This is a genomic window from Coprococcus aceti (assembly GCF_025567285.1).
Taxonomy (GTDB): Bacteria; Bacillota; Clostridia; order Lachnospirales; family Lachnospiraceae; genus Coprococcus; species Coprococcus aceti.
Map to the genome: position 1 here is coordinate 92,980 of NZ_JAOQJT010000006.1, position 14,810 is coordinate 107,789.

Genomic DNA, 14,810 nt, shown 5'->3' on the forward strand with positions numbered 1-14,810 from the left:
ATTATTAGGGAGTGTCCCTTTTGTTGTTGGAAATGGATTTCTATTTGTGGTGTAAGGAGATTGTAGAATAAGATTATATTTGTTATGATTATTTTATCGGCTTTCCGATAAAAGTTCTAGTGGATAGGGCGATGTGCAAAAAAAGCATATTGCAAATTTATTGCATGGAGGAGAAAAATGAAATACATCAAAATCAATGAAAACGGAATTCATATTGTATTTGGAATTACAGATAAAAATCAGATCAAATTGCTGCATTTTTCAAAAGCAGAATTTGATGAAAATGATATTTGCAAATTTGGAAAGGAATGTAAGGCAGAAGATCTGGTAAGAAAAGAGCAATTTATCGATGAGGCTTTTCAACTTGTACAGGTAAACCTTGCCGGATATAATCGCCCATATGAAAAGCATGGAAATAAACATATTTGTACAGCACCGGGATATTTATTGACCTATGCGGGGATGGAAGACAGTTGGAATGAGATTGGACGTAAGATAACCATTTATCAGGAAGATAAGGAAGAGACACATGTCCGCGTAGAAACAAGAATGCAGTTTTATAAGGGCACTTCTATCGTTCGTATGGTCAATAAAGTAATCAATGAAGGCGATAGTACACAGTGTCTGGAATATCTATCTTCATTTTGCTATACAGGAATTGAAAAAGAGGGAAAAAGCAATTCCGATGCGAAAATGAGAGTGCGCATTCCTTATAATGGATGGCAGAAAGAGATGAGTATCAAAGAATATAAGTTCGGAGATGTAGGACTGGCGCAAACACAACCCGGGGTATACCAGCGTACTTCACAGGTGCTTGAAGTATCGAATACCGGAAACTGGTCTACGAAGAAGTATTTACCATTAGGGTATGTAGAAAATACAGAGGCACATACAAGCTTATTCTGGCAGATTGAACATAACGGTTCCTGGCATTATGAGATCAGTGATCAGAATACGCATTTTTATGTCTGTGTCAGCGGACCGACCGAAGTACAGTCTCACTGGTTCAAAAATCTCGCGCCGGGCGAATCATTTGAATCGGTACCGGTTGCTGTGGGTGTGGCAGATGACAGCTTTGAAAAAGCAATGGGTGAGCTGACAAAATATCGCCGTATGATTCGAAGACCAAATAAAGATGATGAGAATTTACCGGTTATTTTCAACGATTATATGAATTGCCTGTTTGGTGATCCGACAACGGAGAAAGAACTTCCGCTGATTGATGCGGCTGCGGAATGCGGTTGTGAATACTATGTGATAGATGCCGGTTGGTATGCTCCCGGAGAATGGTGGGACAGTGTCGGCGAATGGCAGGAAAGCAGGGAGCGTTTTCCGAATGGAATTAAAGAAGTAACAGATTACATTCGTCAAAAGGGAATGATACCGGGCGTCTGGCTGGAACTTGAAGTGATGGGAATCAATTGTGAGAAAGCAAAGAATGCTCCGGATGACTGGTTCTTTATCCGTCATGGAAAGCGTGTATATGACCGTAGCAGATATCAGCTCGATTTTAGAAATCCGGAAGTCATCGAACATGTCAATGAAGTGATCGATCGGGTAGTCAAAGATTACGGAGTGGGATATATCAAGATGGATTATAACATTGAACCGGGCATAGGTACTGAACTTGGCGCGGAAAGTGTGGGGCAGGGACTGCTTGAACATGAAAAAGCATATCTAAACTGGCTTGATGATGTATTTGCACGTTATCCGGATCTGGTAATTGAAAACTGTTCCAGCGGAGGCCTTCGCATTGATTATGCGTTGCTCTCCAGATATAGTATTCAGTCTACATCGGATCAGGAAGATTACCGGAATTATGCGACGATAGCAGCAAATGCTGTGGCAGGAGTTACTCCGGAACAGGCGGCAGTCTGGTCGTATCCGATGCGCCAGGGAGACAAGGAAGAAGTAATTTATAATATGATAAATGCCATGCTGCTTCGTATTCATCAGAGTGGTCATTTGGCACAACTTCCGCCGGAACGTCTTGCATTAGTGAAAGAGGGAATTGCCTGTTATAAGACGATTCGTCAGGATATCAAATATGCGATACCTTATTGGCCGATTGATATTGCTGACAATGAGGATATGTGGGTATGCGGAGGCCTTCAGCTTGAAAACAAAGCATATCTTGCAGTATGGAAGCGGCAAATGGAAGGAAAAAATAATGACAGGTACATGAAAGCCGGCATAAACTGCACAGATGATAGTTTGTCCATACCATTGGACAGTATTCCTTTTATCAGAGACGATATGCAGGTATCCTGCATTTATCCTAAGAAGGAACCGGTTGATTTTGAATTCAAAGGAAATGTATTAACGGTGCATTTTAAAAAGCCTGTTATGGCAAGACTTTTTGAATTAAGAAAGGGTATTGTTTAATAAGGCGGAATCTGATTCATCGTTTTGAATTTTATAGATTCCACTTGTAGATGTTTGAAAATGTGATACTGGAAAATGAAACAATAGAGGACGCAGAATTTGTTGGCTGTGAATTTAAAAAATGGTATTTGTTGTAAATAAGGACAAGTGGATTAATATTCAATTTGGAGGAATAACATAATGTCAAAAGATGAGTATTTGATCACAGATGCACCGCTTAAAGCGCTGACAGTCTTTGCAATGCCTATGATCTTGGGCAGCTTTTTTCAACAAGTGTATAATATGGCTGATTCAATAATAGTTGGCCAGTATGTCGGATCATCTGCACTTGCGGCTGTTGGCGCATGTGCCGCTCTTACAAATGTATTCATTTGTGTGGCACTCGGTGCCGGCATAGGTGCGGGCGTGCTTGTGAGCCGCTATTTTGGAGCCAGGGATTATAGTAAAATGAAAACAATAGTATCAACATCGCTGATAAGTTTTATGGTTTTGAGTATACTTTTGGGTGTATGTGGTCTTATCTTTTCACGTTCGATGATGACGCTGCTTCAGACACCTGCTGACATACTGGATGAAGCGGTGCTGTATCTTCGTGTTTATTTTGCCGGATTTCCATTTTTGTTTATGTATAATATTCTTTCAACAATGTTCAATTCAATCGGTGAATCAAAGATACCGTTGGGTCTTTTGATATTTTCTTCTGTCTTGAATATTGTTATGGATCTTTGGATGGTGGCAGGCCTCGGCCTTGGCGTTTTCGGTGCAGCCCTTGCAACTCTCATTGCTCAGGGAATATCCGCAGTGTTTTCACTGTTGATTTTTCTTTGGCGGATGCGTCAATATAAAGGCCGTTTTGATTGGTTTGACAGGCACGAGTTACATTCCATGCTTAGAATTGCCGTACCATCGGTTCTTCAGCAGTCCACAGTGTCGATTGGTATGATGATCGTTCAGGCAGTTGTAAATCCATTCGGCACACAGGCGCTTGCAGGTTACTCAGCAACGATGAGGGTAGAGAATGTTTTTTCACTGATATTTGTATCCATTGGAAATGCAGTTTCACCATATGTTTCTCAGAATCTTGGTGCAAAGAAAATCAAACGTATCAAAAAAGGATATCGGGCTGCGCTGGTGTTGGATATGTGCTTTGCGATCATCGCATTTATAGTCATTGAAACACTGCATACTCAGATTTCATCTTTATTCCTTGGCAAAGATGGAACCGCTTTGGCATATCAGGTGTCTGGGGGTTATATGAGATGGCTTGGCTACTTTTTCATTTTCATGGGAATCAAGATGGCAACCGATGGGGTTCTTCGAGGACTTGGGATCATGCGCCCATTTCTCATTGCAAATATGGTCAACTTAGCGATCCGTCTGTCAGTTGCCCTGATTTGTGCGCCCCGTTTTGGTATCGAATTTGTCTGGCTTGCGGTGCCGGCGGGATGGCTTGCAAACTTTCTGATCTCTTATATGGCTCTCAGAAAGTCGTGGCCGGTTGATAAAGCAATTGGCGAATGATCGGTTTGGTGCAAAGGGATGTCTGTTTTGCAATAGTACCGGCAATCATTGAGGAATACATCTTCCGGGTGTGATACTCGGAGCTTATCTGAAAGTGGAGATGATGGCGGCGGTTCTGATTAGCAGCCTACTACAAAGCATTGGATTTAAGATGGTATGGGTGATACAATCTAAAATGTAAATGCTTTGTTTAACTATAGGGGCTGATGGGAATGCGATTGATTTATTATTCTTGGATATTGATTTGATTATGAGCAACATGTTCAGAATATATCTGATTAAGCAGCTTACAGACATGTTTTTTCAGGGAGAGAATTCGGATAAGAAACATGTTGTAGGAGTATGTATTGTTTTTTATGCGATAAACAGCGCGTTGTTTATCTGTCTTAATATATAATTGATTAATCTTATATGTAATGTTTTCGGCATGCGCCATGATATCAGGAATCATTTGTCAGAGATACATCTTCTGACCGTTTGGAGCTTGTCAAGTAAACACTGAGTGCATCAGTATTTACTCCGTTTTTTAATTAAATTTAACGAAAAGGGGGTATCGTACATCTGATATGTGCGAGAAAGAGAAATGGGAACATTGGAAGTGGACAAGAGTCTTAAAGCGGCATTTAAGGAAACGCTGGAACCGCATGGGTTCAAGAAAGTTAAGGGGAGGTATCCGCACTTTGTGAGGATGGCAACGCCCGAGATTATTCAAGTAATTAACTATCGGCTGGAGCAGGCGCTGTCGCCGCAGTTGGAGGAAAAACGGTTTGAAGTATACTGTGCGGTCGGCAGTATATACCGCCCGGAGATTAATCTGAACCGGTCTGTGTATGCCAGCATGGACTGGATAAATACTACGCATCTGGATATGTATGTTAAGGCGAAATGCAATGGCATACAAGTGTATGAGAATGAACAGCCGGGAGTTGACTATATCATCAAAAAGGGAGATGAAGCATCTCTTAGGGAACAGATTGCGTTTGCCATGACTGGCATAGAGCATTATATAATTCCGGCGTTTGACAAGGTGGTGGATTTAAAGACATGCGTGGATTATTTAGAGTTATATGCTTTTAGTAATTTGTATATCAGCAGAAAAACTGAATGTAATGGGGATGTATTTATTTTGCCGGCAAAGTATCCGAATAAAGAATCCTATAGAGTGAAAGTGCAAAATGATTTCCATGAGGAAAAAAGAATAGTGATGCAACGTGTTTCAGAAGGGAAAATGACAGAAGAAGAAGGTAAACAGGAACTGCTTTGGTATGAAAGGCGGTTTTGTGACAATATTGAAAGATATGGGAAATTTTTTGAAGATGAAGCAACCCAAAAAGAAGTTTCGCGGTTAAAGGCAGAGCGCGCAGAAAAAAATTTAAATGCAATACGTGCGATGGGAATCGAAGTGTAAAAGACGGGGGGCAAAAAGAAGGGAGTAAGCATATGAAATTTTATTGCACGGGAAAAGGTCATCTGGTTTCTTGAAAACCGGATGACCTTTTTTGAAAAGCAGAAAGGCTTCTTGTCCTTTCATTAGTATATTCAATTTAAAGTCAACTATAATTATTTATCCTTGTTATCAGCGTCGATCACTGACTGGATCTGTTTCATGAGAGAGTCGTAGTTAGCCTGATCGTCGATCCCTCCAAGCATAGGCTCTCCGACAATATTACCATTTCTATCGACTAGTATGGTTGTAGGAAATGCCATGATGTCGGAGGCATATTTGCCTATGCTAGAATCAGAGTCAACGGAGATATTGCGGTATTTTGCACCCTGACTGTCAAGAACGGCTGCGGCTTCCTTGATAGCATCTTCGTTTCCGTCAAATGTCTCTGTGTTGATACCTATTACCTCGCCGCCCATCGATTTGATGGCATCATTTAATTCATTAAGCTTGGACAATTCTGCGACACAAGGCTTGCAGCCGGTAAACCAGAAATTAACGACAGTTACTGCATTATTGGAAAACAGGCTTTCGTCAACAGAATTACCGTCAAAATTCTTGCCGGAGAAACTCTTGAAAGGCGTGATTTCTTCGGAACTGTCGTTCTGGTCGGTGCTTTCTGATCCTGCGTTTTTATTTTCGATTTCATCTATCTGCTTTTCAATCTGTCTGATAGTTTCGATATCATCGTTAAGTGTTTTCAGTTCATCATCCGTAAAGGATTCCTTGTTCGATTCTATTATGCCGGCCAGATAATCGGCATAATTTCCGCTTGGATCAGCATCGCTTTTATTCGCCATGCCAAATGCCTTGTTCCATACATCCTGGTGATCTGCAAAGATCTGGTTCTCCTGCTGATATAGATCATCCAGCTTTGTGTTGGAATTGTCCACAGCTTCAGTGGTGGATTCTGTCTGGGTTTTTTGTGAATTCTCAGTGGTGGCAGATCCTGATCCGTTACATGCTGTGAGAGATAATGCTGCACAGAGAGTGATAATAGATATTAATGTTCTTTTTGTCTTCATAAATAATTGCTCCTTTAAATAATATTAGTGTGGTTGATTGTTACATGTTGGTTTTGGAAGATTGCTTATGTCCTTTTTGGGAACATGGCTTTCCCATAAACTGATAGTGGATCGCATCTTTTGGACATGCCTTCATACATGCTCCGCATCGTATGCATTCCGGATGATTTGGTGTTTTGCATACATCTACATCCATTTTGCATGCCTTTGAACACTTACCGCATCCGACACATTTGCTGCTTTCAACCTTGATACTCATAAGGCTGACCTTGTTGAATAATGAGTAGATTGCGCCGAGAGGACAAATCCATTTACAGAAAGGTCTGTAGAACAGAATACTCAGAACGACAACTGTAATTAAAATAAGGCATTTAAAAGAAAACAGCTTTCCAAGTGCAGAGCGTATAGCTGCATTTCCAAGTGAAAGTGGTATAGCTCCCTCCAGAACACCTTGTGGACAAATATACTTACAGAAGAACGGGTCTCCCATTCCTATGGAGTTCGTTACAAGCATAGGCAGGAGTATAACGAAAACAATAAGGATTATATATTTCAGGTATCTTAGTGGTTTCAGCCTGGCTGTGGAAAACTTTTTTCCGGGAATTTTGTGAAGCAGATCCTGAAACCATCCAAATGGACACAAAAATCCACATATAAATCTTCCGAGGATCACACCGAGCAAAATGAAAAAACCGGTTATGTAGTAAGAAAATTTAAATTTGGATGATCCGACGACCGCCTGAAATGCACCAATGGGACACGCTCCTGTTGCAGCGGGACAGGAGTAACAGTTTAATCCCGGTACGCATACTGTTTTGGCTTTGCCCTGATAGATCTTGCCTTTAAATAAATTGGGGATGTGAATATTGGTAAGCAGCGTGGCAGCTGCCTGTATCCATCCGCGTATTCTGGCTGTTTTTTTTGACAGTGATTTATTCTTATCCAATTCCTACACACTCCAGACATAATTTTATTGCTTTGCTGAGCACGGCAGCCGCTTCACCTCTGACTGCACCATAGCTGATCATTGCTATACCCGTGATGAGTAAAATGATCTGAGATATTTTCCCGTACTTCAAGATATTGTAGCTCCTTTCATGATTGTGTTTGTTGACCAGCTGACTTTGGTATTATACAATAGCTGTTGTAAAATTTTTGTTAAGAAGGATTTTTGTTAAGAAACAGGTGACAGTTTTGAGATTATTGATAGTTGAAGATGAGAAACAGATATGTGATATGATTGCGAAAAGTCTGTATGATGTCGGGTATGAGGTGGATACCTGTTATGACGGAGAAGAGGCTCTTGAATGCATTCTGTCAGAGGAATATGATCTGATCGTTCTGGATCTGAATCTGCCAGGTGTGGATGGAATGGAGATTTTAAAGGAACTCAGACAGAAAAATGAAGAGACAAAGGTTATCATATTATCTGCAAGGGGACAGATCGCGGATAAGGTTGAAGGGCTGGATGCGGGTGCAAATGATTATATGGAAAAGCCATTTCATTTGCAGGAGCTTGAGGCACGTATCAGAAGCCTTACAAGAAGAAAATTTGTACAGAAGGATGTATGTCTGGAAAGCGGCGGGATAAAGTTTGATACGATAAAACGTGAGGCATACGCAAAAGGAGAGAAGGTTCCCCTTACAAGAAAAGAAAATGGAATCCTGGAATATCTGCTTCTTAATCTGGGCAGACCGGTAAGCCAGGAGGAATTGATGGAGCATGTCTGGGATGCTTCGGTTGACAGCTTCAGTGGAGCAATCAGAGTACATATGTCTTCGCTGAGAAGAAAGCTTAAGGCAGTGCTTGGATATGATCCGATTTTGAACAAGGTGGGAGAAGGCTATAAAATACGAGAGGAGTCCGACAGATGAAAAGAATGTCGCTGCAGTGGAGGCTTACCTGTATAATCACATTATATATTGCGCTTATATGTGGATGCCTTACTTTACTTGTCTATAAAAATGGCGTGTATTATATTGATTCTCTGCAAGAAACCGTTGATGCCCAGGGAGATGATAATGGGAGCGGTACTGATGAAATATATATCAGTATTCCGGAGGATAAGTGGGATGAATTTGCAAATGATTTTTCTGTTAAGGTGTACAATAATAAGGCAGATTACAAGAAAAACAGCCTGATAATTTCTGCCTTGCTGGCCCTGCTTGGCGGAGTAGCTACATATTTTATAAGTGGGCATGCACTAAAGCCTATCAGTGAATTTTCTGATAAAATTGAAGAGGTACAGGCACAGAATCTGGCGGATTCACGAATAGAAGAAAACAGTGTTAAAGAACTGAACCAGCTCAGCGTTTCATATAACAAGATGCTTGAACGCCTCTCGGATGCATTTGAGATACAGAGACAGTTTACTGCAAATGCAGCACATGAGCTCAGAACTCCACTGTCTTTAATGCAGATACAGCTTGATTCATATAATTCTTCCCGGCATCCGGGAGATGACGAAGTTACTCTGCAGACGATAAAGATGGTCACTGAACAGAATGAGAGACTCAGCAAAATGGTAAAGACACTTCTTGATATGAGTGAGCTTCAAACTGTGAGCCGGGATGATAAAATAATGGTCGACGCGCTTGTTGATGAGGTATTGGCGGATCTGGAACCTCTTGCACAGGAAAAGGATATAGAACTTATTGGAGAATGTACGGATGTAACGATGATAGGAAGTGACATCCTTATTTACAGGATGTTATACAATCTTGTTGAGAATGCTATAAAATATAACCGCACAGGAGGACGGGTTACAGTGACAGCGCGTCAGAAGGAAAAACACGTTTACCTGTCAGTAGAGGATACCGGAAATGGTATCCCGGAAGAACTGAAGGATCGCGTGTTTGAACCTTTCTTTCGCGTGGATAAATCCAGAAGCCGTGAGCTTGGCGGCGTAGGACTGGGACTTGCTCTTGTCCGCGAGATCGTGATAGTGCATGATGGCAATATTGCAGTTAAGTCTAATCCGTCTGGAGGAACGATTTTTGAAGTCGTTTTATAAAGTGAGCATTACAGCCGTTACATATAACAGACTTACCCACTTACTTTCCGGTAACAGCATATTGGCTGTCATACATAGCCTTAAGATTTTCGTTGGAATTGAATTTTTCTCCTATGCAGAATTCTTCAGACCATGTCATGTAGTATGCCCATGGAGTGTGTGACTTCTCCAGAAGATGTATATCCGGTATATATCCAACTTCGGTAAGGGCGGCAACCTTGTTCGGAGAGGTAGCTTCTACAAGCTTTGTGTATTCTTCACTGTAATCGGTTGCTGTGTATTCCGGCAGATATATGTCCATGGAGACAATATCAACGAAGTCATCTCCAGGGTATACGCCTTTTGTAGGACAGTTCCATACCCATATAAGGTTGTTGATGTTCAGTACATTTGTATAGTAGTCGAACATGAGTCTGTAGAGCTTTGCCGCAACAGCAGGACCTTTGGCACCCCACCAGAACCAGGTGCCCTCGGACTCGTGGAAAGGTCTCCACAGAACCGGGATATCTTCAAGCTGGAATCTTCGGAGTTCCTTTGCGATGATGTCCATATCGTGGTAGAAAGCATCACGTTCTCTTGTTCCTGGAATGAGCACCTTTTCAGCGTCGAAGTCAGTGTGCTCTGTGTAGAAACTCTTGTCACGACCTCCAATCGGAGAGAACCAGTGAAATGTGAAAGTGACAATGCCATTTGTTTTCTTTGCCCATTCGAGAGCGGTGTCAAGGGTATCCTGATTTTCATATACCTCTGTGAGACATTCTGCGGATGCATCATTATAGTTTATGTTTGGCGAGTATCCAAGCAACTCGAAACCTCTGAGTGCCGGACATTTGCCTGTCTGTTCGTATATATAGTCAATCTCCTCCATAGAATTGGTCTGTGTGTGCTGACCTGTTATTATCTTTTTACCAGAAATCTCCGATAAATAATCCAGCAGATTCTGTGCTGAATGCGATATGTGCTTGTTTGCCGCTTTCTGCATCTTATTTTCTCCTTCATTAGTATGTGTTTGATATGCTTTTATCATATACAAATAAATGTAATAATTGTATTATATAAAGAGCAAAAAATAGTATAAACCTATCATGATACAACTTGGATCGTAGGGGGAGACTGCTATGGAAATATTTGAGTACATTGATGAGATGAAACAGCCATATGATATATTTTACACAGATTGTGTGCATTCTGAATTGCACTGGCACTATTACAGTGAGATGCTTTATATAGTCAGCGGATCTATCCGGGTGATCTGCAATGATGGAGAGACGGTTCTCAGAAAAGGGGATATGTGCTACCTATATCCGCTGCAGCTCCACAGTATAAAGGCGGATAAGACCTGTACGGAATCGGTGAAGTATGCGGTCATAAAGTTTAATATGTATACACTGGGCATTCCCCAGACTTATATAAGGAAAATGTATGATTGCTTTGTATACAGGACGGAGACTACAGATTTCTGTATGGTTATAAGGTCTGAAAAACTAAAAGAAAGTATGGCAGATATTGTTCAGGATATATTTGAGGAGTATACGGAAAAACGGGAGATGTACATGCTTGCGGTTCAGTCTGGGATATATAAGCTGCTCATCATCATGGCAAGACAAATGAAAACAAATGGAGATTTTAAGCATAGGAGGTCGGATGGTGATGTGTATTTCAATCACATACTGGAATATATAGATGCGCATTCGTCAGAACAGATTGAGGTTAAAGATCTGGCAGAAATGTGCAGTATGAGTTATTCACACTTTGCCAGATCATTTAAGGCTCGTTATGGAAGATCGTGTAAGGAATACATATTGTATATAAGGCTCAACAAGGCGCAGAACATGCTGCTGTATTCGGATTATTCCATGGAATATATTGCGCAGGAAAATGGCTTTTCGGACAGCAGTTATTTTATCCGGGTGTATAAAAAATGGAGGGGGATCACTCCGAAACAGGAAAGGATGCAGAACAGACTTTAGTATCCCAATAGGGTGCAAATGAAACAGACTCACATGTGATTGAGACACAAGTGAGTCTGTTCATAAAACGATTATATTGTTGCCGTTGCGGATTTGGCACGGTTAATTTTATTTTCCCCGAATTTTCGTCTCAGCTGTTTCATAACCCACAGGTACGCAGGTATCAGGAAGAGATCAGCACATACCCATGCAAGCGGACTTCCTAGTGATACGCAGATGAAACCGAAATGAGGCACCAGCACGAAACCGGCAACAGAACGGGCAATCATCTCACATATGCCTGCAAGTATGGCGAAAGTCGAGTATCCAAGCCCCTGTATCATGAATCTTACGATATTCACAAGAGCCAGGAATATGTAGAATGCGGCGTTGATAACTACGAATTCATATATGTAGCCGATAAGCTCAATCTGTTCCTTCTTTACAAAGAGAAGTGCAAGCTGCTTTCCGAATACGATGGAGAAAGCCAGAGCCACGAGGGCATATATGATTCCCATCTTGATACAGGCTTTAAGTCCCTGATCAACACGGTCAAGACGTCTGGCACCAACATTCTGACCTCCGTATGTTGCCATGGTGGAGCCCATTGCATCGAAAGGACAGCACATGAACATGGAAATCTTGCTTCCTGCTGATACGGCTGCAACATATGTTGAACCCATATCATTGACTGCGGTCTGAAGAATGACACTGCCTATGGCGGTTATGCTGTACTGCAGGCCCATAGGCAGACCCATACCGCAGAGCTTAAGGCAGTGGCGCATGCTGAATGTCCAATCCTCTTTACTGAATTCAAGATACTTCAGTTTCTTTGTCATGTATATCGTACATATGATTCCTGACACTGCCTGTGAAGCTACTGTGGCAACTGCAGCTCCGGCGACGCCCATAGGAACAACAAGTATAAGATCAAGTATTATGTTGACAATTGATGAACCCACAAGGAATATGACAGGTGTGATACTGTCTCCGAGTGATCTCAGTATTCCGGCAGTCAGGTTGTAGAGGAAGGTTGCCGGAATGCCCAGGAATATTATAAATATGTATATATATGCATCATCGATGATATTCGAAGGTGTTCTGAGAGCCTTGAGTATCTGCATGGTAAAGATACTTACTGCCACTGTTATAACAGCAGCCAGTGCAACGGATGACCATATACTGTTGATTATATAAGCCTTAAGAGCCTTGAAATCCTTCGCACCGTAAGCCTGTGCAACAGGTATTGCAAATCCGTTGCAGATTCCTATACAGAAACCGAGTATCATGAAGTTGATGCTTCCGGTGGAACCCACAGCCGCCAGCGCGTCAGTCCCAAGCTTCTGCCCGACTATGACAGAATCTACCATATTATAAAACTGCTGAAATATCAGACCAAAGAGAAGGGGCAGACCAAAGTTCAATATAAGCTTTGAAGGCTTTCCTTCAGTGAGGTCTTTTGTGCCACTGATGCGCGCAATAAAATTCTTCATGTGATTCACCTCTCAAAAATCTAGTTGTTTGTTTATAAATTGCTTGTTTTCACGATATCGTGTGTTTGCTAGTTAATCACCTTTTAATGATTTTATATATGGAAAAAAGGTGATTAAACGTGGTAAAATGTAAACACTTTTGTAATGCTGGAAACTTGATATATATTAGTCTCTGAACTAATATAAGTATAGTCGTAAAAGTGATGAAAAAAGAGAAAATAATTGTGCATAAAGCGCATGGATACGAACCGGGATGATATCAGTAGTGATCATGACCTGGCAGGGGATATGGAATGAGTAGAGATAGTGATAAAAAAAAGAACAATAAAAAACACAGAGAAGAGATTAGAAATATAAGCAGCATAGAGAATGGTACTTCGAGAGCCTACAGGCAGAAGGTGCTTGTCAGACAGGCTGGAAAGCTCGTGGACGAGCTGGAGCGCGCAAGGCGTGAAGAACAGGAAACTCAGGCAGATGGAATCATCAGACAGAAGGTAGTCAAGAGAAAGAGCACCAGGATAGCGTACAGGGTGGTTGGCATAATATTTGTACTGGCAGGTATAGCAGTTGTGTGGTGGGCTATGGGAGGTCACTACAGAATGATAAAGGCTGCTATTGCGATTGCGGCCATGGCATATGGATTTTATGTGGTCAAGGCTTCATTTAGAAAGTCTGCATATGATATGACATATCTGTTTGGTCAGGATGTTGTAACGATCATTCAGAAGAGAGGCAGTAAGGTGATACCGTATGAGACTATTACAGGGTATATCATGATAGAGCCTGATCCTGAATTGAAGTATTATATAATTAAGTTTGACAGAGGCAGGGAGAGTTACATAGTTCCATTTGCCGGAGCAAAAGGCAAATGTGAGGCGGTATACGATATCCTGAGAGAGAAGGTAAGAACTGATGAAGAATAAAATACTTGAAAAGCTGCAGAACAGTGATGGATATGTGTCAGGACAGGAGCTCTGTGAGCTGTTGGGGGTATCCAGAACAGCGGTGTGGAAGAACATACAGGCACTCAAGAATGAAGGTTATGTGATCGAGGGCGTGAACAACAAGGGATACAGATTGGTGAGTGAGCCTGATGTAATGTCTGAGGAGAAGATCTCAAAGTATCTTGAGACCAGAACATTTGCCAGAAAGCTTTACTATTATGATGAGACGGATTCAACGAACACCCGTGCCAAGATAGTCGGGGAAACTGACTGTGTTCACGGAGCTCTGTTCGTGGCAAATGAGCAGACTGCAGGAAAGGGACGAAGAGGCCACAGTTGGAATTCTGATAAGGGCACGACAATATCCATGTCGTATCTGCTCAAGCCGGACATAGATATTTCCTGTGTGTCAAGGATAACTCTGGTGTCGGCGGTGGCACTTGCCAGAGCGTTCAGCAAGGTGGATGGAGTAAAGCCTCAGATTAAATGGCCGAATGATGTGTTGTCTGATGGAAAAAAAATGGTCGGAATCCTCACAGAGATGAGTTCCGAGGGAACTGACATAAGCTATGTTGTTGTGGGAATAGGCATAAACGTGTATAACCGAAGCTTCCCTGAGGACATAGCAGACAAGGCCACATCAATACTGCTGGAAAATGGCAAGGGCTGTGACAGATCATGGTTCATTGCACAGGTGTCAAATGAATTTGAAAAGCTATATGACGAATTTATAAAGAATAAGGACCTGGGATTCCTTGTTGATGAGTACAACAGTTATCTTGTGAACAGGGATAAGCAGGTGTATGTAATAGAGGGGGATAAAAAGACAGAGTACACGGCGCTTGGACTTTCAAAGGATGGAGGACTTCTGGTGAGGGATGCCGATGGCGAGGTTCACGATATAATATCCGGGGAAGTATCCGTGAGAGGAATATATGGATATGTGTAAGGCTGAAAAAAATAGCTGATCAAGAATATGGTTATAGGGCTTAAGAAAATTAATAATTGGTATGTATAATTCAAAAAAACTAGAAA

General features: G+C 41.6%; 13 protein-coding genes. 8 read left to right on the top strand and 5 right to left on the bottom strand.

Going from position 1 to position 14,810, the window contains the following annotated elements; all coding sequences use genetic code 11:
* Window positions 1–177 precede the first annotated feature (177 nt).
* From OCV54_RS09485 to OCV54_RS09495, 3 genes are all read left to right on the top strand, one after another.
* Window positions 178–2,385 carry a glycoside hydrolase family 36 protein gene (locus OCV54_RS09485; RefSeq protein WP_055143885.1) on the top strand — a complete coding sequence of 736 codons (2,208 nt, stop codon included), beginning with the start codon at window positions 178–180 and terminating at the stop codon, window positions 2,383–2,385.
* Between the two features lie 180 nt (window positions 2,386–2,565).
* The gene (locus OCV54_RS09490; RefSeq protein WP_055223718.1) at window positions 2,566–3,906 is read left to right on the top strand and encodes an MATE family efflux transporter; all 1,341 of its coding nucleotides are present in this window, start codon (window positions 2,566–2,568) and stop codon (window positions 3,904–3,906) included.
* A gap of 583 nt (window positions 3,907–4,489) precedes the next feature.
* Entirely contained in the window at window positions 4,490–5,314 is an 825-nt protein-coding gene (locus tag OCV54_RS09495) for a hypothetical protein (RefSeq protein ID WP_055223719.1), read from the top strand.
* 152 nt (window positions 5,315–5,466) lie between these two features.
* Here the strand turns inward: OCV54_RS09495 and OCV54_RS09500 are convergent, their stop codons facing one another.
* From OCV54_RS09500 to OCV54_RS09510, 3 genes are read right to left on the bottom strand one after another with little or no spacing between them, the layout of a single operon-like run.
* Window positions 5,467–6,375: a TlpA disulfide reductase family protein gene (locus tag OCV54_RS09500; RefSeq protein ID WP_055223721.1), complete on the bottom strand. Its 909-nt coding sequence runs from the start codon at window positions 6,373–6,375 to the stop codon at window positions 5,467–5,469.
* Between the two features lie 40 nt (window positions 6,376–6,415).
* A complete protein-coding gene (locus tag OCV54_RS14845) occupies window positions 6,416–7,321 on the bottom strand; it encodes a 4Fe-4S binding protein (protein WP_055223722.1) in 906 nt (301 codons plus the stop codon).
* Window positions 7,314–7,457 carry a CD1871A family CXXC motif-containing protein gene (locus OCV54_RS09510; RefSeq protein WP_055223724.1) on the bottom strand — a complete coding sequence of 48 codons (144 nt, stop codon included), beginning with the start codon at window positions 7,455–7,457 and terminating at the stop codon, window positions 7,314–7,316. The genes OCV54_RS14845 and OCV54_RS09510 overlap by 8 nt, the downstream gene beginning before the upstream one ends.
* Before the next feature lie 154 nt (window positions 7,458–7,611).
* On the opposite strand from OCV54_RS09510, the gene OCV54_RS09515 reads away from it, so the two are divergent.
* Together OCV54_RS09515 and OCV54_RS09520 are read left to right on the top strand one after the other, a co-directional pair.
* Window positions 7,612–8,250: a response regulator transcription factor gene (locus tag OCV54_RS09515; protein WP_238045940.1), complete on the top strand. Its 639-nt coding sequence runs from the start codon at window positions 7,612–7,614 to the stop codon at window positions 8,248–8,250.
* A complete protein-coding gene (locus OCV54_RS09520) occupies window positions 8,247–9,389 on the top strand; it encodes a HAMP domain-containing sensor histidine kinase (protein WP_055223726.1) in 1,143 nt (380 codons plus the stop codon). Before OCV54_RS09515 ends, OCV54_RS09520 begins: the two co-directional genes overlap by 4 nt.
* A 40-nt stretch (window positions 9,390–9,429) precedes the next feature.
* Here OCV54_RS09520 and OCV54_RS09525 read toward each other — a convergent pair whose 3' ends face one another.
* Complete coding sequence (locus tag OCV54_RS09525; protein ID WP_015533237.1) at window positions 9,430–10,371, bottom strand: glycosyl hydrolase; 942 nt, start codon at window positions 10,369–10,371, stop codon at window positions 9,430–9,432.
* Window positions 10,372–10,507: 136 nt separating this feature from the next.
* Between OCV54_RS09525 and OCV54_RS09530 the strand changes: the two genes are divergently transcribed.
* Complete coding sequence (locus OCV54_RS09530) at window positions 10,508–11,359, top strand: AraC family transcriptional regulator (protein WP_015533236.1); 852 nt, start codon at window positions 10,508–10,510, stop codon at window positions 11,357–11,359.
* A 71-nt stretch (window positions 11,360–11,430) separates the two neighbouring features.
* Here OCV54_RS09530 and OCV54_RS09535 read toward each other — a convergent pair whose 3' ends face one another.
* Complete coding sequence (locus OCV54_RS09535; protein WP_055223728.1) at window positions 11,431–12,831, bottom strand: MATE family efflux transporter; 1,401 nt, start codon at window positions 12,829–12,831, stop codon at window positions 11,431–11,433.
* 293 nt (window positions 12,832–13,124) lie between these two features.
* Between OCV54_RS09535 and OCV54_RS09540 the strand changes: the two genes are divergently transcribed.
* Together OCV54_RS09540 and OCV54_RS09545 are read left to right on the top strand one after the other, a co-directional pair.
* Window positions 13,125–13,754, top strand: coding sequence for a hypothetical protein (locus OCV54_RS09540; RefSeq protein ID WP_022217164.1), 630 nt, complete (start codon window positions 13,125–13,127; stop codon window positions 13,752–13,754).
* Complete coding sequence (locus tag OCV54_RS09545; RefSeq protein ID WP_022217163.1) at window positions 13,744–14,724, top strand: biotin--[acetyl-CoA-carboxylase] ligase; 981 nt, start codon at window positions 13,744–13,746, stop codon at window positions 14,722–14,724. Before OCV54_RS09540 ends, OCV54_RS09545 begins: the two co-directional genes overlap by 11 nt.
* Window positions 14,725–14,810: the final 86 nt, after the last annotated feature.